The organism is Bacillota bacterium, from assembly GCA_013177945.1.
Classification (GTDB): Bacteria; Bacillota; DSM-12270; order Thermacetogeniales; family Thermacetogeniaceae; genus Ch130.
This window is the reverse complement of sequence record JABLXW010000015.1, coordinates 45,523-70,375: the sequence shown is the minus strand read 5'-3', so window position 1 is coordinate 70,375 and position 24,853 is coordinate 45,523. Positions and strand designations below refer to the sequence as shown.

At 47.2% G+C, this 24,853-nt stretch carries 27 protein-coding genes and 2 pseudogenes; 3 read left to right on the top strand and 26 right to left on the bottom strand.

All coding sequences use genetic code 11. The annotated features are described in order from the left end of the window. Positions 1–28 precede the first annotated feature (28 nt). The 15 genes and pseudogenes from HPY58_10070 to HPY58_10000 all read right to left on the bottom strand — a co-directional run bounded on the left by HPY58_10070 (position 29) and on the right by HPY58_10000 (position 13,756). Entirely contained in the window at positions 29–1,246 is a 1,218-nt protein-coding gene (locus tag HPY58_10070; protein ID NPV29976.1) for an oligosaccharide repeat unit polymerase, read from the bottom strand. Between the two features lie 828 nt (positions 1,247–2,074). Continuing rightward, on the bottom strand, positions 2,075–2,674 hold the full coding sequence (locus HPY58_10065) for a hypothetical protein (GenBank protein ID NPV29975.1): 600 nt from the start codon (positions 2,672–2,674) through the stop codon (positions 2,075–2,077). Beyond that, a pseudogene (locus HPY58_10060) lies at positions 2,592–3,128 on the bottom strand (hypothetical protein). The gene HPY58_10065 and the pseudogene HPY58_10060 overlap by 83 nt, the downstream one beginning before the upstream one ends. Further along, the gene (locus HPY58_10055; GenBank protein NPV29974.1) at positions 3,118–3,255 is read right to left on the bottom strand and encodes a hypothetical protein; all 138 of its coding nucleotides are present in this window, start codon (positions 3,253–3,255) and stop codon (positions 3,118–3,120) included. The pseudogene HPY58_10060 and the gene HPY58_10055 overlap by 11 nt, the downstream one beginning before the upstream one ends. A gap of 126 nt (positions 3,256–3,381) precedes the next feature. Further along, entirely contained in the window at positions 3,382–4,410 is a 1,029-nt protein-coding gene (gmd, locus tag HPY58_10050) for a GDP-mannose 4,6-dehydratase (protein ID NPV29973.1), read from the bottom strand. 138 nt (positions 4,411–4,548) lie between these two features. Next, positions 4,549–4,860: a glycosyltransferase family 4 protein gene (locus HPY58_10045; GenBank protein ID NPV29972.1), complete on the bottom strand. Its 312-nt coding sequence runs from the start codon at positions 4,858–4,860 to the stop codon at positions 4,549–4,551. Between the two features lie 383 nt (positions 4,861–5,243). Further along, on the bottom strand, positions 5,244–6,455 hold the full coding sequence (locus HPY58_10040; protein ID NPV29971.1) for a glycosyltransferase family 4 protein: 1,212 nt from the start codon (positions 6,453–6,455) through the stop codon (positions 5,244–5,246). Beyond that, positions 6,452–7,111: a class I SAM-dependent methyltransferase gene (locus tag HPY58_10035; GenBank protein NPV29970.1), complete on the bottom strand. Its 660-nt coding sequence runs from the start codon at positions 7,109–7,111 to the stop codon at positions 6,452–6,454. Before HPY58_10035 ends, HPY58_10040 begins: the two co-directional genes overlap by 4 nt. A gap of 117 nt (positions 7,112–7,228) precedes the next feature. Then, positions 7,229–7,525 carry a hypothetical protein gene (locus HPY58_10030; GenBank protein ID NPV29969.1) on the bottom strand — a complete coding sequence of 99 codons (297 nt, stop codon included), beginning with the start codon at positions 7,523–7,525 and terminating at the stop codon, positions 7,229–7,231. An 80-nt stretch (positions 7,526–7,605) separates the two neighbouring features. After that, on the bottom strand, positions 7,606–8,637 hold the full coding sequence (gene rfbB / locus HPY58_10025; protein ID NPV29968.1) for a dTDP-glucose 4,6-dehydratase: 1,032 nt from the start codon (positions 8,635–8,637) through the stop codon (positions 7,606–7,608). A 52-nt stretch (positions 8,638–8,689) separates the two neighbouring features. Continuing rightward, on the bottom strand, positions 8,690–9,256 hold the full coding sequence (gene rfbC, locus HPY58_10020; GenBank protein NPV29967.1) for a dTDP-4-dehydrorhamnose 3,5-epimerase: 567 nt from the start codon (positions 9,254–9,256) through the stop codon (positions 8,690–8,692). Further along, positions 9,256–10,320, bottom strand: coding sequence for a glucose-1-phosphate thymidylyltransferase (locus HPY58_10015; GenBank protein NPV29966.1), 1,065 nt, complete (start codon positions 10,318–10,320; stop codon positions 9,256–9,258). The genes rfbC and HPY58_10015 overlap by 1 nt, the downstream gene beginning before the upstream one ends. Next, complete coding sequence (gene rfbD / locus HPY58_10010; GenBank protein NPV29965.1) at positions 10,317–11,177, bottom strand: dTDP-4-dehydrorhamnose reductase; 861 nt, start codon at positions 11,175–11,177, stop codon at positions 10,317–10,319. Before rfbD ends, HPY58_10015 begins: the two co-directional genes overlap by 4 nt. 100 nt (positions 11,178–11,277) lie before the next feature. Continuing rightward, positions 11,278–12,660 (bottom strand): phosphomannomutase/phosphoglucomutase, encoded by a 1,383-nt coding sequence (locus tag HPY58_10005; GenBank protein ID NPV29964.1) that lies wholly within the window; start codon positions 12,658–12,660, stop codon positions 11,278–11,280. A gap of 19 nt (positions 12,661–12,679) precedes the next feature. After that, positions 12,680–13,756 carry a mannose-1-phosphate guanylyltransferase gene (locus HPY58_10000; protein NPV29963.1) on the bottom strand — a complete coding sequence of 359 codons (1,077 nt, stop codon included), beginning with the start codon at positions 13,754–13,756 and terminating at the stop codon, positions 12,680–12,682. Between the two features lie 368 nt (positions 13,757–14,124). Here HPY58_10000 and HPY58_09995 point away from each other — a divergent pair, with 368 nt between their 5' ends. From HPY58_09995 to HPY58_09985, 3 genes are read left to right on the top strand one after another with little or no spacing between them, the layout of a single operon-like run. After that, on the top strand, positions 14,125–16,050 hold the full coding sequence (locus HPY58_09995; GenBank protein ID NPV29962.1) for a hypothetical protein: 1,926 nt from the start codon (positions 14,125–14,127) through the stop codon (positions 16,048–16,050). Between the two features lie 13 nt (positions 16,051–16,063). Continuing rightward, on the top strand, positions 16,064–16,735 hold the full coding sequence (locus tag HPY58_09990) for a hypothetical protein (protein NPV29961.1): 672 nt from the start codon (positions 16,064–16,066) through the stop codon (positions 16,733–16,735). A gap of 50 nt (positions 16,736–16,785) precedes the next feature. Next, complete coding sequence (locus HPY58_09985) at positions 16,786–19,074, top strand: AAA family ATPase (GenBank protein NPV29960.1); 2,289 nt, start codon at positions 16,786–16,788, stop codon at positions 19,072–19,074. A 219-nt stretch (positions 19,075–19,293) separates the two neighbouring features. Here the strand turns inward: HPY58_09985 and HPY58_09980 are convergent, their stop codons facing one another. The 11 genes and pseudogenes from HPY58_09980 to HPY58_09930 form a co-directional block, all read right to left on the bottom strand. Continuing rightward, positions 19,294–19,533, bottom strand: a complete 240-nt coding sequence (locus HPY58_09980; GenBank protein NPV29959.1) for a type II toxin-antitoxin system HicA family toxin — start codon at positions 19,531–19,533, stop codon at positions 19,294–19,296. Positions 19,534–19,541: 8 nt separating this feature from the next. Continuing rightward, positions 19,542–19,808 carry a type II toxin-antitoxin system HicB family antitoxin gene (locus HPY58_09975; protein ID NPV29958.1) on the bottom strand — a complete coding sequence of 89 codons (267 nt, stop codon included), beginning with the start codon at positions 19,806–19,808 and terminating at the stop codon, positions 19,542–19,544. Between the two features lie 57 nt (positions 19,809–19,865). Further along, a complete protein-coding gene (locus HPY58_09970; GenBank protein ID NPV29957.1) occupies positions 19,866–20,141 on the bottom strand; it encodes a hypothetical protein in 276 nt (91 codons plus the stop codon). A 173-nt stretch (positions 20,142–20,314) separates the two neighbouring features. Further along, entirely contained in the window at positions 20,315–21,190 is an 876-nt protein-coding gene (locus tag HPY58_09965) for a hypothetical protein (GenBank protein NPV29956.1), read from the bottom strand. Then, the gene (locus HPY58_09960; GenBank protein ID NPV29955.1) at positions 21,139–21,567 is read right to left on the bottom strand and encodes a hypothetical protein; all 429 of its coding nucleotides are present in this window, start codon (positions 21,565–21,567) and stop codon (positions 21,139–21,141) included. The genes HPY58_09965 and HPY58_09960 overlap by 52 nt, the downstream gene beginning before the upstream one ends. Before the next feature lie 571 nt (positions 21,568–22,138). Then, positions 22,139–22,573 (bottom strand): annotated as a pseudogene (locus HPY58_09955) (transposase). A 70-nt stretch (positions 22,574–22,643) separates the two neighbouring features. Then, positions 22,644–22,838, bottom strand: a complete 195-nt coding sequence (locus HPY58_09950) for a hypothetical protein (GenBank protein NPV29954.1) — start codon at positions 22,836–22,838, stop codon at positions 22,644–22,646. Positions 22,839–23,238: 400 nt separating this feature from the next. Continuing rightward, the gene (locus tag HPY58_09945) at positions 23,239–23,439 is read right to left on the bottom strand and encodes a HEPN domain-containing protein (protein ID NPV29953.1); all 201 of its coding nucleotides are present in this window, start codon (positions 23,437–23,439) and stop codon (positions 23,239–23,241) included. Next, entirely contained in the window at positions 23,436–23,789 is a 354-nt protein-coding gene (locus tag HPY58_09940) for a nucleotidyltransferase domain-containing protein (protein NPV29952.1), read from the bottom strand. Before HPY58_09940 ends, HPY58_09945 begins: the two co-directional genes overlap by 4 nt. Before the next feature lie 207 nt (positions 23,790–23,996). Beyond that, positions 23,997–24,323: a DUF5615 family PIN-like protein gene (locus HPY58_09935; GenBank protein ID NPV29951.1), complete on the bottom strand. Its 327-nt coding sequence runs from the start codon at positions 24,321–24,323 to the stop codon at positions 23,997–23,999. A 17-nt stretch (positions 24,324–24,340) separates the two neighbouring features. Next, positions 24,341–24,571, bottom strand: coding sequence for a DUF433 domain-containing protein (locus HPY58_09930; GenBank protein ID NPV29950.1), 231 nt, complete (start codon positions 24,569–24,571; stop codon positions 24,341–24,343). Positions 24,572–24,853: the final 282 nt, after the last annotated feature.

Below are 24,853 nucleotides of genomic sequence, written 5' to 3'. Positions count from 1 at the left end.
TATGTCCAACTTTTCGTAATTATCTCAACTAACGTTGTAGTAACTCCCAAATTTTTACTACAAACAAAATAGCTATGTAATATAACCAACTAGCTAGAGCATATTCGTATGCAAAGAAAGAAATAATCAAAGGAAAAACAAACAAAGAATAAAATGTGATAAAATAAATGTCACCTTTTACAACTCCCCTATAAATAATTGCATACACTAATCCCAAAAAAAATGGCACAATAACAAGGCCGATATCGCCGTAATCAAGGTAAGGCCCTGCCATCATGGTGAAAACATTAACTTGACCAGGCGGAACGTAGGGTCCTGATATAAATTGGTAGCCAAGAATGCTTAATAGTTTGGTAAAAGGATAAAATATGTTCCAACCTAAAGTATAACTATTGAATCCCAATACATATCGATCAAAAGCGACTATTGGCCCAATATAATAATCGAGGAACGTGCTCAACAAAGAAGATCTAATTTTATGTGTTGCAAAAGCTATTCCAATAAAACCTAAACTAAAAACGACCCCAGTAATAATAAATGGTTTTAAAGAAAGGGAAGAATCTCTATAAATAAAACGGCTACTAAGGTAGTAAGCTGCAGAAACAGATGTAAGTGCTAATAGAAGTTCAGTTCTAGCCATCGTAAACATGGAAGAAACGGCCCATATTAAAGCGAGAAAAAGGATTGTTTTGTAATTATGCTTTCGATATAGAATCATTAATAAAACTGAGATATGCAGGAACAACAACATATATTTAGGAATACCAATATCTACTCTCAAAACAGTATTGGCATAACGCAAGTTGAAAAGAGGGCCACCCGGCCCTAATTGGCTGAACTTATACGCCTTAATTGCTGCAAGCACGAAACCAATTAAACCTATAAAAAGAAATATGTTCAACAACGGCTTTATCTTCTTAAACTGATACTGAACACCAGGATTTGCTTTTTTAATTGCTTTTTTTATTGAACTCGAGCACAATAGTTTAAGAATCGCTACTGCATAGAAATAGCCTATGATAAAAGATGTAACAGTAATAATGTAAAGTAGATATGACTTCCTATGCAATTCGGTATCACCTACAAAATAAAATACTACATATGGTGGAACCATGGAAAGTAAAAATACATGTACAGGGTTGAGAAAGTTTTTACTTTTTATTACAAACATCAAACATACTAAATATATAGTTACCAAATAGACTAGTGTTACGCTGGCCATCATGTCACCATCCACATTTATCATTTTACATAAATATAACCTGAATCCATGAATACAAAAAGGAACAAGCTTGATTTAACAGTAAAATAGTTATGAGAGTTATATTTACCATACAGCAAACCTTTAATTACATACAAATCGGTTGTCGCTTTTTGCAGATTATCAAGGTGTTATAATTATATGTCCAGCTTTCTATAAAAAGGGTATAGGAAAAAAAAGGGTATAGGAAAACAGGCCTTTCGTGGAAAGGCTTGAATGCGGGATTTATATCACTGTAATCCAGAGGTTCTGCTTAGGCTAATAGCACATACAGATTTTCAAAAGCCGGATACCAGGGACTGTACTTGCCAAACCGCCGGGCATGACGGACCAGCCGTGAGGCCATGGTGATCAAGTTTTGAATGACTGTTCGCAGATGGTGATGTTGGACCATCCGGCGCAGGGGCACCTTCTTTATAGAGAGGTTGAGCTTCCCTATCAGCCGCAGAACATTGTAAGCAAACACCCCAAGATATAAGACCAAGTCGAATAGAGAGCAAACTTGCCGCTGGGCAGCCGTTCCAGGTCGAGGTCGGTTTTGATTTTACTGCGGAACTGTTCACTTGTGTCATGGCCATGGTAAAGGGCGATGATTTCATCTACAGGATCGGTAAAGTAGTCCAGTAGGTTTCCACCTCAAGGCCTCAGGATCGAGGAGAAGCTAGCCGTTGTTAAGTATTGTCCGCTCGGTAACCTTATACACCCTAGCGCACAGGGGGATCTCATCATTCAATCTTTACTACCTGACAGTGGTAGTGTCAAGCCTTTTGTGTAAAATTTTTTATGTTGGGCAACCCTCAAAGATTAACATTTTTAGGCAACCACTTTCTGCTGCATTTTCAAGAACCCATCAATCCTCTTTTCCGACCAGGTTTGATTCAGATCCTGTGATATTGCAAAAATGCATCTCAGGCAGCAGTCCTCATTAGGGAGGCTGTCCATCTGTCTTGTACGTCTTTTAAATTCCTTGAAGGTACGTTCGATGGTATTGGTGGACCGCAGAAGCTTCCACAAAGGCTTGGGCTGGGTATAGAACTGAAGTACTGCTTGCAGATCCTTTTCCAGGCATGCTACGGCTCTAGGCGCTATTTTTTCCCAGACATCTTTCCAGGCGTGGAAACGTTCTTCAGCTTCTTCATGGGAGCCTGCATAAAAGATGCGTTTGGCGTGGTCAAGACAATCTTTCTGGATTTTGCGGGGAAGTTTTGATGCGATGTTCCGGAGCTTGTGGACGACGCACCTCTGCACTTTGGCTTTTGGGAAGGCCTCGGTGAAGGCGCTTTCCAGGCCCGGCAGGCCGTCCATGATTCCCATGATTAAATGCTCTCCTTTGAACCCCCGCCTTTTTAAGTCTTTGAAAAACTCCCTCCAGGAAGCTGAACTTTCCCTGTCTCCAAGCTGGACTCCCAGGATTTCTGTATCCGTAGATGGTGATGCCGATGGCCACCAGAAGGGATTCCTTGCTCACCGTAAACCGCTTAACCGGCAGGTTTAGGCCGTCTAAGAAGATGTAGATGATATTGTCTTCAATGGGCTGTTCCAGCCAGGCTCGCATCTCCTGGGTGAGTTGCTTGTTGATTCGGGAGATGGTGCCGGCGGAATAACCTTTGCCCAGCAGTTCTTTGGTGATCTTCTTCATTTTTCGGGTGCTGATTCCACCAATGAAAAGATCAATGATCTGTCTGTCGATTTTCTCTTCTCTCCGCTTGTAGCGAGGAAGAACCTTCGATTCAAATTCGCCGTTACGGTCTCTTGCCACTTGAATATCTTCAATCAAGCCAAACCGGGTGAGGAGATCTCGTTCGTAATATCCATTGCGATAGTTATCCCTTTTGTCATTTCCCCTCTTGTACTGTTCATAACCCAGAAAGCTGGTTAATTTCCTGCTTTATTGCTTCTTCAAGGGCGTGTTTGATGAACTGCCTGATATAGAAGGCCAGATCGTTGATGAAAATTTCCTGCCTCCATTTCTCGTTGACCTCGACATCATGCATTTAAACTGATTTTCAAGGTGTACCCTCCTTTTGGTTGTTTTGGGAATATGGTCTATTTGAGGGTACGCCCTTTTTTTTGGTTTTTCCTTTTTATACAATTGATTTTACGCTACCCTTTTAGCTCTGTCATCGAGTTTTCTTTCGCTCCCTCTCTACATCTTTTTCTACCATAATTCTTACCAGCTCTTCAAACGAGGTTTTAGGTTGCCAGCCCAGTTTGCCTTTTGCTTTCGAGTAATCCCCCAACAACGTATTAACCTCTGCTGGTCGGAAAAAGTCTGGGCTAACTTCGACGAGCACTTTGCCCGAATGCTTGTCTACTCCTTTTTCCTCCACTCCTTTTCCTTCCCACTCCAGCTCAATACCTATAACCTCGAATGCCCTCTGCACAAATTCACGCACAGAGTGATATTCCCCGGTTGCGATAATGTAAGTGTCTGGTTCATCCTGCTGCATCATTAGATAAATAGCCTCAACATATTCAGGGGCATACCCCCAGTCGCGTTTAGCCTCCAGATTTCCCAAGACAAGTTTATCCTGCAAACCCAACTTCATCCGCGCTACTCCTTTAGAAACCTTTCGTGTAACAAATTCTTCACCCCGCAGAGGGGATTCATGGTTAAACAAGATGCCGGAAACAGCAAACATGCCGTAGGCTTCCCGGTAATTCACAGTAATCCAGTGAGCAAAAAGCTTCGATACCCCGTAAGGGCTTCTTGGATAAAAGGGGGTGTCCTCATTCTGGCGCTCGGTTAAGACCCTGCCGAACATTTCACTGGATGAAGCCTGATAGAATTTAGTTTTTGGGGTGATAGTCCTTACACTTTCGAGAAGCCTTAGAGTTCCTATAGCATTGGTCTCGCAGGTTAAGATCGGTTGTTCAAAAGAAAGGGCGACAAAGCTTTGGGCAGCCAAATTATAGACTTCGTCAGGTCTTATGTCCTCGATCACACGTATGATATTAGTAAGCTCCAAAAGATCCATAGGAACAAGTTTAATCTTGTCCAAGATGCCTAGCTCTTCCAGCCGCCACGACATGATACCCGTTGTTCGACGAAAAGTTCCATAGACTTTGTAACCCTTTTCGAGCAATAACTTTGCAAGATACGCCCCGTCTTGCCCAGTAACCCCTGTGATTAAAGCTTTCTTTGGCATTTTTTACTATCTCCCTTTACTTATTTTACTTAAATGTATTTCTTCCATGTGCTCCAGCAAAGCTTTTTCCAACAAGTCTGTACTTCGATCCCAGGTAAATTCTTTGATCTGTTCATGCCCTGCCTTTGCAAGTTGTATTCAGAAGTTGTCATCCTTTAAAACGCGAAGCAAATTTTCAGCCAATGCTTCCGGTTTTCTCGGCGGAGATAACAAAGCAGTCCTCTCATGTTCTGCATACTCGCGAATGCCACCACTATCGGTCGCGACAACTGCACAACCACAAGCCATAGCTTCAGCAGGAGGAAAGGCAAAACCCTCAGCTACACTAGAAGAAACGAAGATACTGCATGAGTTATATATTTGAATCAGCTCTTCATCATTGACATTTGCTACATATTCTACCCACGATGGCAATTTCTTGGGTCTAGAACCTGGCCCAAACAGGGTCACCTGTAAATCTGGGTGTCTCTTTTTTACAAATTTCTAATGCTTTCAAACCATCTTCCGGCGCTTTATAGCTAGCAGTTGAATACATCATAGCAACCTTTTCGGCCGTTCTCTGATATCCTTTAGAATACGAAACCTGCCGTGGTCTATGCCAAGGGGGATAAGGAATACATCGTTTTTAGAAATGCCAGCCTTTAGCACCATATTATTTAGCACCATATTATAAAGCAACAATCCCTTTATCTACCAAGTTCCTCGGTTTTGTTCCATCGGCTCTCTTCCTGATTAAACCAAAAACATTTGCTCCTCTTTTTAGCAACTCTTCTGCTAAATAAGACCAACAAATCCACTTATTCCAGATATTAAGATATTTTTACCTTGCCAGTTCATATTTTTACCCCCATAACACGATTCAAATGATTTAATAATCTTTCTCCAGCATGCTCTAATGTCCAAAAATTACGAATTACTTCTATACATCTTTTAGCCATCTTTTCTCTTTTCTCTTTGTTTAAGAGGAGTTCACTAACAGCTTGGGCAAACATGTCTTCATCCCTTTCTGTGAGAATTCCTGTTTCATCATGAATCACGCTCTCTCTTACTCCCCCCTCTCTTACTGCCACTACTGGTGTTCCACAGGCCATTGCTTCTAATGGCACAAGTCCAAAAGGCTCGAGGTAGGGAGCATAAAGAACCAATTTTGCCTTATTGTAAAGCTGCACAAGTTCATTATTTGAAACTAAGTGTTTTATTTCTAACTCAATGCCAACTTTGATTGCCAGTTGCTCCAAATAATTTTTCCATCCTACATCAACGCTGTTGGAAACAATAATAAACCTAGGGCGTATTTTGGAATCAATACGAGCTAAAGATTTTATAATAAAATCAAATCCCTTAGATGGACCACAACTTCCTACAGACAAGACAAAGTTCACCTTAGGAATTTCAAGGTGTTTAAATATATCTGTATCTACTCCAAGATAAGAAACAAAAGAATTAAGCCCATAGCTTCTCAAGATAGACTCTCTGGAAAAATATGAATTTGTTAAGATATACCTAGAAAAGGAAGCATTTTCTCTGTCTATCTCTGGCAGTCTACTAACAAAATATTTATGCCATATTTTTCTCAACAATTGAGGATAATCTCCCTGTTTTCTATTTTGAGAGATGTTCCGTAAAATTGCTTCATGAAATCTTGAAGGTTGCTGGCAATAGTAAACAGCTGGTTTTTTAATGAATTTCAGAAAAAATGGTGACATAGTATTTTGATCCTGTTCACTAAACACAATATCGTAATCCTTCTTATTAATAACATCAGCAATTTCTTTCTCCGTTCTTTCAAGGTCTCTTAAAGAAATTTTCATATTTATTGGGGGAATATAGCGGAAAGTAGAATAAATCAGGCCAGTAATAGTTTTTCTTACTGGAAATACATAGACTTTATTGGCAACGTCTTTCAATGGTAAAAATGTCTCATCAGCAGTTGATGGAATAAAAACATCTACCAAATGGCCTGATTTAGTCAAATACTTAGCAAAACCATACAGTGCCCTTTTTGCTCCTCCAGAAGGTAAATTGTGAAAAACTGCTATTTTCATTTTCTCACAACCTCGCACCATATTTCTTGATAAAAAGTTTTGGAGGAAAATATTTTACTAAGCAAATAAACAATTCCTTTTGGTATTATATTGTTCCACAGCCCAATCCCAATCGTTGCATTTGTTTTTCCCACCTCTTTATAAGTTTTTATCTCTCCTTCTGCTAAATCCACTAATTTATAGACTTCTTCTTTTGAAAAACCGCAATGCTTATGAGTCTTGTCAAGCTGATGATATTCAACAACACCATATTTCCACATTTCCTCATTTCTTTTCGGCACATTAATAAGAACATTTTCTCTGGCAGCATTGATTGCTTTTCTTAATAATGTTATTGGGTCATCAACATGCTCCAAAATATTATAGAGTAAAACCGTATCAAAACTTGGAAATTCTACTTTTAGAGCATCTCCTATGATAAGCTCTGCACCTTTAGGATATTCATAGCCCTCATATTTTTGAATATCAATTCCATAATACCTTTTTTCCCAACCCTTTGATCGCAAAAATGTGTAAAGCTGACAAGTAGCACATCCTACATCAAGGATATCTCCTCTTTGATGTTGAAGAGTTAAATCTGCATAGGCAGGAATACCTTGCCACCTTTTCCAACCAAAGTCGAAATCTGTTTTAACAAAATTATCCTTACTTTTCATTGTTATCCACACCTAAAAATATTTTGTTTAATAAGCTTAATATCACTATCAGAGATGGTAAGAGATATACACAGCAATAAAAATGTATCTAAATACACCTAAAATACCAGTTAATATTCAATTCAGTTGTTGCCTCAAGAAATATAGCTGTGAGAATACCGCCGAACAGTTAATCACCAGACCCACAGCGTAAATCCATGATCCGACCGCCCTTGATGTTGTAGTTTGTGTATCAACTTCAAGCATTTGCCTGAGCCATTGCCCGTATCCTGCGTTTACCTGATCAGTCTTCTGCCACAAATCACGCACAATCGCATTGTAGATATACGACCCTTTAATGGCTTCATAATGTTTTAGAGCAGCATTAAGAAACTTTTCTGCTTTTAATGGATAAATTATATTATCATTCGCCATATTTTCCTCCTTTATGGTTAAATATCCTACTTAAATCGCTACTTTAAGGAATCAGCGAATCAAATTAACCCATATTCTTTTTAGTTATCAGCGTATTTTTTATGCAAAATGTACCACTGTTCCATGAAATCGAGGTGGGCGCCGGCACGGACGCGCTCCCACCAGGTGCGGTTTTCGAGGTACCACTTAACTGTTTGGGCGAGGCCCCCTTCAAAGGAAACTACAGGCTGCCAGCCGAGTTCTCGAAGCATCTTGCCGGTATTGAGGGCGTAGCGCAGGTCGTGGCCGGGGCGGTCCTTGACAAAAGTGATCAGGCTTTCCGGTTTCCCCAGGAGCCGGAGGATGGTCTTTACCACATCGATGTTTCGCTTTTCTTCTCCGCCTCCGATGTTGTAGATCTCTCCGGGTTTTCCTTTCTCGATGACAAGGGCAATGGCCCGGCAGTTGTCCTCGACGAAGAGCCAGTCCCGGACGTTCTGGCCGTCCCCGTAGACGGGCAGGGGCTTGTCTTCCAGGGCGTTGGTGATCATCAGAGGGATCAGCTTTTCGGGGAACTGGTACGGGCCGTAGTTGTTGGAACTCCTGGTGATGACAATGGGAAGTTTGTAAGTTTTATGATAGGCGCGGCACAAGAGGTCGGCCGCCGCCTTGCTGGCGGAGTAGGGGCTGTTGGGAAGCAGGGGGCTCTCCTCGGTGCAGGGCGGATCGTCGTGGGCGAGGGAGCCGTAAACCTCATCGGTGGAGATCTGAACGAATTTCTTTATTTCGAACTCCCTTGCCGCCTCCAGGAGCACCTGCACTCCCTTGACGTTCGTCTCGATGAAGGGGGAGGAGTCGAGGATGCTCCGGTCCACGTGGGACTCGGCGGCGAAATTAACAACTACATCGAACTTCTCCTCATGGAAGAGCCTCTCCACCAGCCCGCGGTCGGCAATATCCCCCCTGACGAACCTGTACCGGGGATTATCTTCGACATCCTTCAAATTAGCCAGATTCCCGGCATAAGTGAGTTTGTCGAGGTTGACGATCTCCCATTCTGGATGCTCCCGTAGGATATAGCGAATGAAATTGCTCCCGATGAAACCCGCACCGCCGGTAATGAGCAGCTTCATTTTTTCTTCACCTTGAGCCTCCTTGCCTTCCCTCTCCCCTGAGAAGCGTCCTCTAGTCCTGATAAAAGAAAAAGAAATAGTTTTCTGCTTCCTTGAGGCGGGGAAAGGCTGCATCCTTTTCAGAGATGATGGGTTCTGCGACCGGCCAGCGGATGCCGATGTCAGGGTCGTTCCAGATGATCCCCGCCTCGTGCTCAGGTGCGTATTCTTCGGTCACCTTGTAGACGACCTCGGCCTCCTGACTCAGGACACAGAAGCCGTGGGCAAACCCCGGGGGGATGTAGAGCATCCGCTTGTTTTCTGCCGAAAGCCTCTCACCAACCCACTTCCCGTAGGTCGGGGAGCCTCTCCTGATATCCACGGCTACATCGAATATCTCACCGGCGACGACCCGGACGAGCTTTCCCTGGGCATTCGGGGGATTCTGGTAGTGGAGGCCGCGGAGGACGCCTCTTAATGATCGAGAATGGTTATCCTGAACGAAGCGCTCGGTGATGCCGAATGCTGTGAAATCGGAGAACTTGTAGGTCTCCATGAAGAAACCGCGCCCATCCTGAAAGACCTTCGGCTCGATGAGGACGACCTCCGGAATCTCTAACCTCTGAAAACTGAACGGCACTACAGCAGCACCTCCGCATCATCACCCACCATCAGCCGCAGAGCCTGGCTGTTTTGGCTCCCTTTCGAGATAACGGCATTTCTCCCGACAACGCTGTCCTCCAGGCGCGCAATGCCTGCAATCCTGGCGCCGTCCAGGATCACAGCGTGTTCGAGGGCAGAACCTTCAACCGCGCAGTCGCTGCCGATGCTTGTATAGGGGCCTATAAACGAATTCCTGACGATCGTTCCCTTCCCGATAACCGCCGGGCCGCGGACGGTGCTCCCTTCAATCCGGGCTCCTTTCGCCAGAAAGACGCGTCCCGCAACCCTGCTCCCCCCGTCAACTTCTCCCTCCAGGCTCTCTCTCACGAGTTCGTCTAAAACGACACGGTTGGCCTCCAGCAGATCGTCTTTCTTCCCGGTGTCAAGCCACCATCTTTTGAGGATGAAGCTCCTTACGGTCTTTCTCCTGTCGAGGAGTTTCTGGATGGCATCGGTGATCTCCAGTTCCCCCCGAAAGGAAGGCTTAATCTCCAGAACAGCTTCATGGATGGAAGGAGAGAAAAGGTAAATTCCAACCAGCGCCAGATTAGAAGGGGGAACTTTTGGCTTCTCGACGAGGCGCCTGATCTTGCCGTCGCAGTCAACTTCGGCAACTCCAAACATGCGCGGGTCAGCTACTTCCTTCAAAAGGATCATCGCCTCGGGCTTCGACTGCCGAAACTCTTCGACAAAAGCCTCGATGCCCTGCCCGATGAGGTTGTCTCCGAGATACATCAGGAAAGGGTCATCGCCCAGGAAGTCGCGAGCCACCATGACGGCATGGGCAAGGCCCCTGGGCTCTTCCTGAAGGATGAAGGTAAAATTAAATCCCCAGAGGTTCTCTGCCAGTGCCTCCTTTATCTGCGAACCGGTATCAGGCGAAATGATGACCCCCACATCTCTGATGCCCACGCCGGCGATCTGATCCATCACGTAGTGAATGATCGGGCGGTTGGCCACGGGAACCAGCTGCTTGGGGATCGTATATGTCAGGGGCCGCAGGCGGGTTCCCTTTCCCCCTGCCAGAACCAAGGCCTTCACAATATCATTTCCTCTCTTTTAAATGCTCTCATGAACTTCTCCAGCGACTCCTTCCAGTGAGGCATGATGTCGAGCCCCTCGAGCTTGAGTGCGAAGTTTTCCAGCACCGAATTCTTGGGTCGTTTTGCCGGGCGCCGAAACTCCTCGGAGGTTACAGGCTCAACCCTGACGCTCAGACCGGCCAGCCTGAAGATCTCGACGGCGAACTCGTACCAGGTGCAGGCCCCTTGAGAGGAACAGTGATATGTGCCGTACAGTTCCGTGGGAAGCAGTTCTTTGATCTGGAGCGCCAGGTCCCCGGTATACGTGGGAGTGCCCCTCTGGTCGTTAACGACCTGCAATTCCCCCTTTTCCCTCCCAAGCATCAGCATCGTTTTCACAAAGTTCCTGCCCGCCCGCCCGTAAAGCCAGGCAGTGCGGATGATGAAAAACTTCTGCAGCTGCTCCTTAACCAGCTCTTCGCCCCACAGCTTCGATCTCCCGTAAACGTTGAGCGGATTCGGCCTGTCGAACTCAAAGTAAGGCCCCTCCTTAAGGCCATCGAAGACATAATCAGTGCTGATGTAAAAGAGCTTGGCATCTACCTTTCTTGCTGCAACAGCAACATTCCTCGCTCCCAGACCGTTGACGGCAAAGGCTTTTTCACGCTGACTTTCGCAGGCGTCAACATCCGTAAAGGCAGCGCTGTGCACAACGGCGTCCGGTTGAACACCGGTAATGAATTTTACGGTGGCCTCGAGATCGGTGATATCGAAGTCGGCGCGGCCTGCGGGGATCACCTGGCAGCCGCCGTCGCCCAAAACTCTCACCAGATCGGTACCAAGCTGCCCTGCAGCACCTGTAATCAAAACCTTCACCGGGGGGCTCTCCTTCTCCATCCGAGTTTTTTTGACAATGCCCATAACACCACTTGGTCAACCCGTACATTTCTGCTTAACCATATTTGCCGGCTTAACCCTAATGCTTCCAGTCGAAATCCCCTGCTTCCGGATGCCGGGCAACGGCTTCTTTGACGATGCTGCAGATTTTACTAAGACCTTCCGGGGTTTTTGCTTCGCACCTCGCCACGAGCGCAGGCTGGGTGTTGGAGGCGCGCACCAGGCCCCAGCCTTCGGGAAAAATTACCCTCACCCCGTCTACATCAACAACTTCATAATCCCGGCGAAACTCTTCCTTCAGGCGCTCCACCACTTTGAACTTATCTTCATCAGGGCAGGGGATGCGTATTTCCGGAGTAGCATAATACCTGGGCACATCTTCAAGAAGCTGAGAGAGCGTCTTGGGTGTGTTGGATAATATTCTCAACAGCCTTCCTGTAGCGTAGAAGGCATCGTCAAAGCCAAAGTATTCGTCCGCGAAGAACATGTGGCCGGACATCTCGCCGGCAAAAACCGCTCCCGTCACCCTCATCTTGGCCTTGATCAAAGAGTGGCCTGTTTTATAGAAAAACGGCCTCCCTCCCAAGCGGACTACCTCATCGACCAGCGCCTGGGAGCACTTAACCTCAATGATCGCCAAAGCCCCCGGGTGGCGGGCCAGAATCTCCCGCCAGAAGAGGCACATCAACAGATCTCCCCAGATGATCTCCCCTTTTTCGTCAACCACACTGATCCTGTCGGCATCGCCGTCGTAAGCCACACCCAGGTCGGCCCCGTGCTCCAAAACCGCCTGCCTCAGATCTTCTAAATTGGCGGCAACCACAGGATCCGGGTGATGGTTGGGGAAGCGGGGATCCGATTCGCAGTAAAGGGGAATCACCTCGCACCCCCAGGCCCTTAAGATCTTCTCGGCAAAAAGGGAAGCAGTTCCGTTGCCGCAGTCCACGGCAACTTTCAAACTGCGCGGGCCCAGCTCGATCTTCTCCTGGAGCATGGCGAGGTACGGGGTTGCTAAATCCCTTTTTTCCATCCTGCCTTTCCCGGATTTGAATCGACCGGCTTCTGCCATTTCCTTTAACTTCAGGATCTCTTCCCCGTAGAGCGTCCCTTCACCGCAGGCAAGCTTGAAGCCGTTCTCATCGGGAGGGTTGTGGCTGCCGGTGATCATCGCCCCAGCTTTAGTGCCGCAGTGCACCATGGCGTAATAGAGAATCGGAGTTGCCACAAGACCGATGTCGATGACCGTACACCCGGTGGCAAGCAGCCCTGCAACGAAAGCATTTCTCAACCTTTCTGAGCTGAGGCGGTTGTCCCGCCCCACCAGCACCTCTGAAATCCCACGCTCCCGGACATAAGTGCCAAAGGCCCGGCCCAGAAGCCGAACCGTTTCATCCGGGAAGTCCCGCTCTGCGTGGCCGCGAATGTCGTACTGGCGGAATATCTGCCGGTTAAGTTCAACCACCCCACGGAGCGCCACCGAATTACTCCTCTCCTCCGCCGAAGCTGTGCAAATACCGGCTCAAACCCCGGCTCTCCAGCTCCCTGACCACTTTTTTGAGCTCCGGTTCCCTATCCTTATGGGCCACCAGCAGCACATCGGGCATATCAACGACCAGCAGGTCCTTAAGGCCAAGAGTGACCATTAATTTATCCCGGTTGTCGTTCCTGGCAATCACATTCTCGGTATCGACGAGAACGGCTTTTCCTTCAACAAGGTTCCCGAAGCCGTCAGGCTCCAGCACCCGCTCCAGCGCCGTCCACGACCCCAGGTCATCCCAGCCGAAGCTCCCGGGCACGACCCAGACATTGGCCGCCTTTTCGATTACACCGTAATCGATGGAGATCTTGGGCAGGCGGGGAAAGTGATCGTTGAGGGTCTCTTCGAAATCAGCGGTGCCCAGCGCTCTCTCGATGGGCTCCATGGCAGCAGCCAGCTCCGGGAGGTGGCGGGAAATCGCTTCTCTGATCGCCTTCGCCCTCCATATAAACATGCCGCTGTTCCAGAGATACTCACCCGAAGCCAGATACTCGGCCGCCCGGCAGGCATCGGGCTTTTCCACGAACCTGTCCACCCTGTAAGCCGACCCGTCCTCTGCCGGCTCCCCTAAGCGGATGTAGCCGTAGCCTGTTTCGGGGCGTGTGGGCTGGATGCCGACGGTCACGAGTCCGTTTGTATCGGCCGCCAGTGCAAGCGCACGGGTTATCGCTTCGCAAAAACGGCGCTCGTCGAGAATCATGTGATCCGACGGCAGGACAACCATGAGCGTCTCCGGGTCTCTTGCCGCTAAAAGCAGGGCCGCCAGGGCTATGCAGGGCGCCGTATCGCGGCCTACCGGTTCGACAATCAGGTTTTCAGGGGGGAGCTCCGGGGCCTGCTCTCGCACCAGTTCGCTGTAGCCCCGGCCGGTAACGATGTAGATTTTTTCTACGTCCACAAGCAGCTTCGCCCTTGCAACGGCCTGTTGAAGAAGGCTCTCTCTCCCGCCGATTGCCAGAAACTGCTTGGGCCTTTCTCTTCTGCTGTACGGCCAGAACCTCTCGCCGGAGCCGCCGGCCATAATGACAACTGCCGTTTCCAAGGAAAAGAGCCCCCTCCGATCCCTAAATTGAGCGCCGGACGGCTTTATGAGCTGCAGCTTCCGTGCTCTTTCGGAGTTCGCCAAAAGAGAAATTCGACAAAAAGCCGGAACTTCCTGCCCGATCTTTTCTAAATTCCCAAGAATTTTCCTGCCCCAACATTTTTTAAAATATAATCAAAGCAATCTGGGATTTTAAAAACACGGCACAGATCGGCGGGCAAGCGAAACGGGGGTTGGTGCGTACCGTTATAATTTGTAATTTTTAGGAATATTCAGGAAGGATTTTGGATATTATTGCCGAACTCATAATTCAGATAGTTACTTAAGCATCAGAGGTCGTTTGGGAAATGGGCAAGGGAAAAATTAAAGTAAGTGACAAAATATCCCGGCTGGTTGATCGTTTTTTTACAGGCAAAGTGGTTCCTTTCATCGGAGCCGGAGTTTCGAGAAACGCAGTACACAAAGATGGTAGAACAGGAGTTGCTGATACCAGGCGCATGATCAGTTTAATTGCCTGTAAATTATTGGACTTGCGGCTGCAAGGTAAAGAACAAAAACAATGGGCTAAATGGTGTTGCTCTTTCCTGGAATGCGAAAAACAGCATCAAAACCAGCATCAGGGTGTATGTAACGACAAAAAATGTCTGCTCAAAGAACTCAGCAATAATTCCGGAGGCGACAAGTATCTAAAAAAATACGTCACTCTGGATAAACTTTGCGAAATGTATACATGGGTAGCCGGGACGAATGCCCCGCGATCTTTAGTGGAAGATGTTTTAGCAATCCAGGATTTCAGCGAACTACAGCCGACCATCGCTCACAGATACATCTCGTTTCTTGCCCGTGAGGGCTTAATAGACGAGATTATCACCACGAATTATGATTGTTGCCTGGAAGAGGCATATAATTCAACCTTTATCAATGGTTCTGAGAACGCCGCCCTGGTTATAACCGATCTTGAAGAATACAGGAGAGATTCAGGAAAATTTTTCATTAAAGAAGACATACGGTGTCTCAAGATCTATAAAATTAACGGGTGCGCGGCCAAACTGAAACAAAAAGATTTTCCACCGGAAAAAATTCTTCTTACGGAACGCCAGTTGCAGGAATGGGGAGACCGCCACTGGGCGCGGGATCTATTTCGCGACTGCCTGCGCTCGCGCACCCTCATATTCTCCGGTTTTGGCAGTGATGAGCCCCAGGTAAGACATACTGTCCTGCAAATTGCAGAGGAATTTCAAAATTCGGAATGTATTAACGGAAGGAGGCCCGGAGGCCGCCAAGCAAAACAAAGATCCTGCTGGAATCTGCCTAACGCCCCTTTCATAGCTGCGTATGAATGCAACCTCACCTTTAACCAGGTGCAAATTCTTCATTCTTACGCCATTGCACACAACGATTCCCTGGCTTACTGCAATATCCACAAAAATGTATTTACGGGCGCTGATGCCAAAGATCTCGATCCAGGAATCAAAGATAGTTGTTTGTCAGCTGACGTATTTTGGGAAAAAGTATACCAGGCAGCTTTTTGGCAGCTGTTTAAAAAATGCTGTAGACCGGATACTCCGTTTTATGCTTACCTCTCTTCTTGCATTCACCCTGTAGACGCTTTGCTGTCCGATTTTACTAACTGGCTCGCCCCTGCCAAAGCACCCTTCGGGCGTTTCCCGCAACTGCTGGCACTAGATAACCATTTACATGTAACTACACTAACAAAATGGATAAACTGCATCAGGTACAGCAGAACATACTGCAACCCGGGGGCCTACCTGCCATTGCTAGAAAAGCCCGTACTGCTTCCCCTGGTTCTTTTAATCCTCTTTTTCGTTGCCGGCAATAGAAGGAAATGGGAAGAAATAAACAGGGTGGTGTGTATTGAGAATAACCTTTTCATCCTGAAAATCTTTGCGAACCTGCCGGTTTTTATTGTTCACGATACAAGCGTGCTGCAAAAAGCTCTTGGAAATAAAAATGTTTTGCTTAACAACAACATCAGCATTGGAATCGTTGTCAGTTCTAAATCAGTAGAACGAGCGGAAATTATCCACCAAAAAGTCGATCTCCAGGAATCAAATAGTGCCCGGGAACTCAATATGAAAAAGAGGGTTACTATTTACAAACTCCCTTTTAGAGACATCTTCTGCTGGGATTCCAAAGCACCATCGAGCGTTGATGCAACAAGAGAAAAGTTCTTCGCATCGTTGAGAGCGGCTAAGCTTATTGCGGCCAATGCTCGCCGCGGGATTAGATGGCGGGCAAAGAAAATCTTATAGCAGGGTGATCGCTTTGTATGAGGATATCGTAATTGATCCAAAGTCAATTGCCAACTGGCGGCTTAAGCTTGATAAGAACACAAAAAACAGGCTTGTATCCTCACTACTAGAAAGAGATGAAAAACTCCTGGCCGTCAGTGAGGTTTACCTTACCGATGTGGCACTCGCCGTGCACTTTACCGTAAAACTAGCAACACAGAAGCTTCATGACAGCATTTCTGAAATTAAAGAAGCAATTGCCGGGATTCTGCGATTGCTAAGCGGCTATGCAGAGCAGCAAGGGGTGATAGTACCGGTAATAGGAGTTATTTCTCCCGTTGAAGGCATGGATGAGGAGATCCTGGAAAACGATGTAACCTTATGGGCGGCAGATCAGGACTGGCATCGCGGCGATTTTTCCCTGTTTTATGCTCCAAGCGGTGATGAGACAAAGGTTATCTACTCTCTGCTATCCGGCGCAACCGCCCTCTGGACAGAGTCGGATAAAATAAAACAACTTGAATCAAAGGTATATCTCAAAATGTTGAAAGACACATACAGGTCTGAAAAATCAACTGACAAACACCGGGAGTTAATGAACACAATAATCCAATCCTGGGAAACCGGCAACTCTATTAAAGACGCAATATTAGAGTGGACTGCTGAATCGCTCTCAGAAATCGACAGAATTGCCGGAGAGAAATAAACATAGCAAAAACGAACGGGTATTTTAACACAGGGGGGTTAGGGGGGAACATGTTTACCACCAGTAATGAAGGTATTTTAAGAGTTAAGTCTATCAACATCTGCGATTTTCGCGGGATAAAAAAGCTTAATAAACCGTTAAACACCGATGCAGATGTTGTTTTAATTACCGGGCCCAACGGATTCGGTAAAACCAGCTTGATCGATGCGCTCTGCCTGCTCCTTACAGGTCACCTTCACCCGCTCAGGGAACCTGTTATCTTTGAATTGCCAGAGATAAAGTACTTCCCTGAAAAGACTACGTTAGAAGCAACCATCTTAAAAACAAGTGGTGCTGAAAAAAATGTGACGGTTACTGTTCCTAAAAAAGGTTCCCCCGAATGCAGCGACCCGATCTGGCATCGATCACCTTCTGCAAGAGAAATTACAGCAAAGGCAAGTTTTTTCTATCAGGATCTGGTTGAGGAGACTTTTGATAATTTTACACGAGGAACAACCCTTAAGGACTTTCTGGCGCCCCCACCTGAGGAGGTTGAAGTAGCGCGTTCCGCGCTTAAAGAGGCCCTAAAACAAGTAGAGCAAAAGGAGAGAACGCTGGTCATAACCGGAGTTGAAAGCGAGGCGGCATTAAACAAAGAGAGGGAGGAAATTGCTCGCAGCGTAACAGATTTATGGCGGCAACTCATCTTTGTAGTGGAAAATTTCAATATTGCACCACGGGAACTTCCCGTCATCGACGTCTTAAAGACCGGGGGAGACTTGAGAAAGGACTGGCAAAAAAAGCTCGCCGATTTTACTCTCAGCTTCAGCAATTATATGGGCCTGCAGAAACCAAGCGAAGACATGAATATAACATCCACCTTGATATACTTTCAAACCCTCATCAATGAGCTCAAAATAAAGCATATCCTCCCAAAAAGCGATACGGCGGAACGGCTGAATCACCTGATCGCCAGCCTTCCCGACGCCACGAATATACTGAAATTGAAACAAATTGACGCTTTGAAGAATAACTGCCTGGAGTTGGGGAAAGAGTTGGCCAAAAACAAAGAAAGGCTTCAATTGCTGTTAAAAGTGGAGAATCATTTCAAGAGTCCTGAAGGGCCCGGTTTGCTGGAAATTATGCAATCACTTCGCCAGCACGGGCACGAATGGCAACAATTAGATGTTGGTTCCAATAATGAATATATGCGTCCACCTGTGGAAGTTATGAATTGGCTTAATACAGCCTATACTTCCCTTGCTGTTAATGGAAAGCACCTCGATGAAATATTGGCAAGCTGGCAGGAACAGGTGGAAAACGAGCGAAGCAGGCTTTCAACAGCTGTTAATAAACAGGAAAGAGAGCTTTCTGAGTGCAAGACAACCATTGATATACTCGAAGAAATCAAGAAGATGGCAAATACTTCTGCCGACGCGCAGGAACTTCTAAAAAAAGCGCAGGAAAGGGCCGGACAGAGAGCGAAACTCGAAGCCGGTCAGGCTTTTCGCGATGCCACATCAAAATCTGAAACGCATCCTGTTAAATTGGCCGATGACATTCTAAAGGCTTTGGACAAATGGATTGACGTTGAAAAAAGAGACCTGAATCGCCAGGAACAACTGAAGAAGTCGGGCCAATACAGGAAGGCAAAAGAGCAAATTAGAATTTTGAAGGATGCATTGAATAGGGAGATTACACCGGAGAAATCAGTTCTAGAAAGCATCCGTCAGGTTCCGGATAGCGAAGCCCAAAAGCTTGCAGAATTGATAAACAAAATTCTCTACAGGTTTCGCCTGGTTCGGGGTATTCTCCCTGTGAGAATCCAAAGCTCGCAAAGAAAACAAGGAAGAAATCAACAGGGAATCTGGGAATTTAAAACCGCAGACGGTCGCACTTTAACCTCACTTTCTACAGGGCAGCAGTCTCAACTTGCCCTTTCGCTGCTCCTGGGGCTGAACATATCCCTGGATATCAGTTTTTTGCGTCACGGGATCATTGCCCTGGATGATACCACGACATCCTTCGACATGGCACAGCTACCCCGGGAGGCTGCACTGTTAAGGCAAATCGTTTATGGGACCGGCGATGATGACAGCCCGCGGCGCCAACTGTTTATCGTGAGCCACCATGAGGAACTAACCCACAGGTTAATGGATTTCCTCATACCGCCCCAGGGAAAGAAAATGCACATTTTAAATTTTGTTGATTGGAACCCGGAAAATGGGCCGGAAATCGAACAGTATCAGATGGAATCTGCAAAACCCGCCAGGGAAGGGAGGAAAGCGTTAGGAAGATTTCTAAAGGATGTTTTGAAAGAGAACACGCCCCCCGGCGGGCCAGGACAACATCGGGGTTAGCGTTATCTGGGTTTTTCCGGGAGCCAGTGAACCGGCGCGACCCCTTGCGCCTTTTTAAACTCGGGGTCCCCCGTGACCACAGTTCCCCCGCTGGCAGGGTGAACTTGCTCAAAACAATCGGGTCGTAGCGCCAGAGGACGCGCTCGGGAGAGTACCTCCTGAAAAGGGTCTTGAAAGTTGCCAAAGTCTCGGCAGGCGCGGGAACCCGCGGCTCCAGCACTATACCTGAGCCCGCAGTTCCAAATAGCGCTCACGACTCATCCCTGCGGTTTTTAAATTCGTTAAGATGTGGGTTACAGGCACCTCACGTGGGCTTTTCTTAATCACAACCGGTCGCTTCGCCCCTGGCTTCGTCAAAATCAGGTGGTCCCCCTTTTGGCGTTTGATGGTAAAGCCGTCTAGCTCGAAAATTTTTACCAGCTTCTGATAGGGAATGGGTGTAATCTTACGAGAAGCCATAACCCTGTTTACCCGAGGGCGACCAGTTCAGCTGAGACCGGTTGACGCGGTAGCCAAGTCCCATCCTGCCGGAGGTAGCCCGCTTCCTCTAAAACCTCCTCCAGGGTCCCCATCGCTTCACATTCCTCGAGGAAAGCCTCCAAAGCCTCTCGAAGAGAATCCTTCGCTTCGGTGATCGTCTCCCCAAAGCTTGAGACTTCCAAGTCTGGGCAGAGACCCACGTACAGATCACCTTCGCGGAAGATTTCCACCCGCACGACGACGCGCTGTTTCATATCTTTCACGCTCCTCTTACCTCCACGAACTCTTATTTTCATCTACATTCATACCAGTTATATTATACCAGTTTCCTGATCTATAATGCGAAGAATGCGAAGGTGCCCCCAAACATTGCGCCCTTTTGAAAAATAGAGCAAATACTTACGGTTTTTAAATACTTCTGTTATTTTCCTTTTTTCTTCCAGCACATCAATGGCCCTTTTGATCCTATCTTTAGGTTTCAGTTCGCTTTGATCGTCTTCAAAATTAAAACTGATTTGTACAGCTGGCAGAATAAAATATCGAAAAAAATAATAATCGGAATATCTAGTCATAGGCATTAATGCCACCCTTCAGCATTGGAAAAAAGAATTTCGAAAAGCTATCACTTCACTATATCTAGGTCCCAAAAAACTTCTTTTTAACGGTTCATTTGTCAATTATTACATATTCAACAGAGACCCTATGTTTCCTGCTTTTTTCTTAACATAGCCGCTGTCCCTGATTTAAAGCAAAACCTCGCTTAAGCCAGCAAAGACCATCTTTTCCGCCGGTGCCAGGGCGTCCTCGAAAGCCACGCCTTGTACTTCCGCTGCTCGGCCCGGTTGAAGGCATCCTCAACGCTTTTATAGCCGTGCTGGTCCAGCAGGGACAAGGCCACGGCAACGGCGCTGGCGGGTATCCAGTCGCCGTAAACGAGAACCGCAGCGCAGGTATCAAGATCGTCCAGGTCCAGGTAATAAAACACCTCGTTTTCCCAGGCATCCCGGCAGGTTTTGAGAACATTCTCCAGCCTGTCTTCCAGCCTGACCGCACCTAACAGCAGAGGATGCCGCTGGTCTCCCTGCATTCCCAGAGCGTAGAAGAAAACATCGCGTTTGAGCAATGTGATGCCCGTTTCCTCACGGGCCTCCCTTACGGCAGCCAGGAAAGGATCCGGCGGCACCCCTTCACACCTCCGGTCGTTCCAGCTCACGGCGCCGGTGACAGAAGTAACCAGCTTCCCGCCGTAAATCGGGAGGTCTTTGGGACGGCGCCCGACGAGCAGCTTGTTATCCGCGTCGATCACGTTCAGGTGCAGGGTCAGCCCGTTGCCCAGGCAAGAACAGTCCAGTACTTCTCTAAAGGTTATTTTTTGCTCGACATTCGCCCGGTGCTTGTTAAGCGCATCTAAAACAGGCGCAGGCAGAACAACGGGCTTAAATGTAGGGGTGAGGGCCAGGTTTGTGCAGATGAAGTCAAAATATGAGAGCGGACTGAAGGATAAAATCCATTCAGGCGGCTCGTCAGCACGAGGGCGCACCAAAGTAAATGACTCCAGTCTGACGATCTGGCCATCGGTAAGCCTTAAAAACCCCTCTCTGCTGTAGGCTTCAACGATCGTCTCCCGGTAAGGCAATAAGTCAGAAGGGATTTAAAACGGGATTCGACCTCCCCGCAGTGAATCTCGGCCGGTGACAGGCGCCGGGGCTTATCGAGATCTACTCCATCGGCAAAAATAAAGGGAACGTCGCGGGAAGGTGTCCATCTGCCTATCCTGAATTCGCGGTGGTACGGTATCTGGTGTTTCCTGCGCTGCTTATAATACTTGCGGAACCAGATTACCGCTCCGCTTCCAGCTGATACTAAAATGGTGGTAATTACGCTCACCAGAACGTCTTCTGCCTGCCTCTTAACGGCACCGACCAGCCAGCTATTGTAATGCAAAAGAAGAATGAGAAGAAGCACAGACAAACTAAGAGAAGTAATTATGACGGTGACATGCTTTTTTCTCATTCAAACGATTTGACTCCTTGATAAACAATTTGGCTCTTGAAACGGAGGATAATTTTTATTTGGACCTGAGGTCTTATAGTTTTAGGATTTAGAATTTAGGATTCGACAAAAGGCAGGATTTTCCTGCCTTTTGTGCTGATTTGCAGAAATTTTCCAATAATCTTCCTTTCTCATCTTGGCACCGAAAGCAAATCATTCCAACTCTGGGATCTTGAAGCGCATCCCACTCAGTCCCAATGACCTCTCAAGCTTCAGGAACTAATTCGTCATCGCTGTAAAGAAAAACCACAAAAAGGAAATTCGACAAAAAGCCGGAACTTCCTGCCCGATCAACAAGGCAATCTGGGATTTTAAAAACACAGCACCGATCGGCAGGCAAGCGAAACGGGGGTTGGTGCGCTGAACTCCAAGGGGCGACGCGGAATGTTCTGACATGGTGCTCGGGAGGGGCCTTGCTGCTTAAAACGAGAGTAAAAAATAAATAATATAGAGTGGCCGAGGGCTCGTGCTGTGTAACCACCTTCCGGGGCTTCCTCGACCAAAAAAATTATCTCTCGCTAATCCCGCCTATTTAAATGACACCTGCACCGTTATTGACAACGGCCCGGGCTTCTTCGATGGTATTGGCGGCAAAAAGCTCCTCCAGGACATAGTCCAGCACTTCCAGACTGGTTATCTGCTGGACCTTTTGTTGCAGGTCAGACGATTTATCCCCAAACTTGCGGAACAGGTATTTGCATATAACTTCCCGCTTGGCTTCGATTTTGCCTTCCGCACGACCTTTTTCATGCCAACCAGTAGTAATCTGCATGATTACGTCAACCTCCTTGCTATCCAGTTTACCCAGTTCCCGGTTATATTGTTCTTCTTCCTTGCGGTTCAGTTTCAAGTAAGTCTCGAAAAAGCCGGCCAACAGTTCCATCCGGGCCGGGTCCAGCTTCATCCGGGCCAGCATGCGCATGAATTCCACTTTCACCTTTACTTTTTCTTCCGGCTGAAAGCCCAAAGTTTAAAGATCCTCGAGTCATCCAGGGGGCCCGTGAGGGAGTGGAGTCGGCTATTCCCAGCGCCCTTCCTTAAAAAGTAAAATCACTGCCCCGCCGAAAATCACGCAAATTTTTGCCTTCCCGGTTGTCTTCCCGGCCGGTACTGAAAATGGAATCCCCCTCAAGATCTTCAAAGGCAAAAACTGCGAATGCCCCGGGCAAAATGGCAAACAAGGGGACGTAGCAAACAAGGGGACGGTTCTCTTGTTTGCGAAAAGCAGGCAAAGACCAAACTTACCTCATGCCCCATCCCCCTGGAGCTGTGGGGGCCATTGGGGGAAATCGCGAGCGTAAAAGTTCAACTTTCCAGCAAGCCGCTGCTTTTCAGAACAGCATAAGCCTCCGCGACTTCTTCTTTCTTGAGATGGGGCCTGACCCCCTGACGACTTTCTCAAGGGAAGCAAATGACCTGTTTTCCTCAGGGAGCAGGAACGGTAAGCATAATGGGTGGTGGCTACGCACTCCAGGAACCGCACCGGTTTGTCTCCCAAGATCGAAAGCAGCTTTTCCACCTTTGCTTTAACGTCATTGCCAAAGTATGCAAGAAGCATTGGGGCTGCGACGCAGGACGACATCCTGGGGTATACATCAGAAGGGTTCGGAGAAATGTCTAAATAGAAGGGAACTACTGTTCTACGCCGCTGTGTTTCGATGAATCGAGCCCTTTGGTAGCCAGGATAGCACGGGCGGCATAAAAAGCAGCATAATACAAGCGGTTAACCGCACCGTTTAGATGCCCGGCATCCAACAACAGCCTGGTCTCGGACAGCGTCTCTTTTGCTCTGTTCACGCGAAACCGAGCCAATGCGAGAAAATCCTCATTCATAATACCAGACCTTCGTTTTGAGTATGACGGTAAAAAAGGCTGGCTCTCGATAAGGAACTCAAATACTCGTCAACTGACAGCACTACCGGCATCATGACAACATCGTATTTCAAACTTACCTCATAGGCGATGTCAATAATTTGATCTTCTACAACAGGATCTCGTTTTTCCACAAGCAGCAGGATGTCAATATCCGACTCGGGGTCGTCATCTCCCCTGGCCTTAGAGCCGAACAATCTGATCTGCCGCAAGTTGTCTTTCAGCTTCCTCCGGAGGAGGGTGCAGAACTCCACGACAGCCTTTTTATCGGTTTCCCGCAAAGGATTCAAGCCGGAAATCATAAGCCTCACTCCGATTTTTCTCTAGCATAAAGTATAAAACAGAAAATTAGGCGCAAAGTTTAACTTTCCAGCAGCCGACCGGTTTTTCTTCATGCCGCTCCGCCACAACGGCAAGGCTCGTGGAGATCCTCCAGTAATTGCCGGTAACGCTCAAGCAAAAGATACGGGCGGAGCACGTCCACCTCCCCCCGTTGGAGCTGCTCATGAACCAGTGCCTTATTTCTCTGGCCCTCTAATCCTGACACTATTTTCCTGTACTATCCATAAACATCCAATAAGCTGATAACGCTGAAGCAGATAAATAATTTTTCTGAAGAGATTAATAACACTTTCCTTGCTTTGAGAGGGCGTTCGAATCAAAATTATTCCTCGATAGTTTTCAGGCGGATATCTCCGGATATCTGAGAAATCCATATCGAGAGTTACCAGAACACAGTTTTCAGCCTTACAAAGCTCTAAAATTTTAATGTCGGAACACCCCTGAATTTGCTCCGACCAAACCGTTTCGGCCTCATAACCTGCTTCTTTGAGCAGACAGGCGATTTCAACAGGAAGGGCATCTACCCAGCTTTACAGAGCAATATGGCGTTCTTTAGCAGCATCGCTCCGTAGGCAATTGCTGCCTGAATATCTTCAGGTGTCAGGGAAGGATAACTTCTTAATATTTCTTCCTTGCTATTTCCTGCGGCCAGGTTGTCCAAGATAACGCTGACAGGAATCCTTGTTCCTTTAATGCAGGCCTTCCCGTGACAGACAGAAGGATCAACTGTAATACGCTCCAGTAAATCCATGCTACAAACCTCCACGAATTCTTATTCTCATCTATATTAATATCAGTTATATTATACCAGTTTCCTGATCTAATGCGAAGGCGCCCCCAAACATTGCGCCCTTTGCAGGGTTGCAACCAAGGGCAACCAAGGGGGCAAACAAGGGGACTGGCAAACAAGGGTACGGTTCTCTTGTTTGCTCTTGTTTGCGAAAAGCAGGCAAAGACCAAACCTGCCTCGCACTCCATCCCCCTTGGAGGTGCGGGGGCCGCCGGGGGAAATCCCGGGCGTAAAAGCTCAAAA

Bases quoted from the DNA above. Each gene is read 5' to 3' on its own strand.
- HPY58_10070 (NPV29976.1), bottom strand. From the start codon at position 1,246: ATGATAAATGTGGATGGTGACATGATGGCCAGCGTAACACTAGTCTAT.
- HPY58_10055 (NPV29974.1), bottom strand. From the start codon at position 3,255: ATGCATGATGTCGAGGTCAACGAGAAATGGAGGCAGGAAATTTTCATC.
- gmd (NPV29973.1), bottom strand. From the start codon at position 4,410: ATGCCAAAGAAAGCTTTAATCACAGGGGTTACTGGGCAAGACGGGGCG.
- HPY58_10040 (NPV29971.1), bottom strand. From the start codon at position 6,455: ATGAAAATAGCAGTTTTTCACAATTTACCTTCTGGAGGAGCAAAAAGG.
- HPY58_10035 (NPV29970.1), bottom strand. From the start codon at position 7,111: ATGAAAAGTAAGGATAATTTTGTTAAAACAGATTTCGACTTTGGTTGG.
- HPY58_10030 (NPV29969.1), bottom strand. From the start codon at position 7,525: ATGGCGAATGATAATATAATTTATCCATTAAAAGCAGAAAAGTTTCTT.
- rfbB (NPV29968.1), bottom strand. From the start codon at position 8,637: ATGAAGCTGCTCATTACCGGCGGTGCGGGTTTCATCGGGAGCAATTTC.
- HPY58_10000 (NPV29963.1), bottom strand. From the start codon at position 13,756: ATGGCCGGCGGCTCCGGCGAGAGGTTCTGGCCGTACAGCAGAAGAGAA.
- HPY58_09995 (NPV29962.1), top strand. From the start codon at position 14,125: ATGGGCAAGGGAAAAATTAAAGTAAGTGACAAAATATCCCGGCTGGTT.
- HPY58_09985 (NPV29960.1), top strand. From the start codon at position 16,786: ATGTTTACCACCAGTAATGAAGGTATTTTAAGAGTTAAGTCTATCAAC.
- HPY58_09980 (NPV29959.1), bottom strand. From the start codon at position 19,533: ATGGCTTCTCGTAAGATTACACCCATTCCCTATCAGAAGCTGGTAAAA.
- HPY58_09975 (NPV29958.1), bottom strand. From the start codon at position 19,808: ATGAAACAGCGCGTCGTCGTGCGGGTGGAAATCTTCCGCGAAGGTGAT.
- HPY58_09960 (NPV29955.1), bottom strand. From the start codon at position 21,567: ATGAGAAAAAAGCATGTCACCGTCATAATTACTTCTCTTAGTTTGTCT.
- HPY58_09945 (NPV29953.1), bottom strand. From the start codon at position 23,439: ATGAATGAGGATTTTCTCGCATTGGCTCGGTTTCGCGTGAACAGAGCA.
- HPY58_09930 (NPV29950.1), bottom strand. From the start codon at position 24,571: ATGGATTTACTGGAGCGTATTACAGTTGATCCTTCTGTCTGTCACGGG.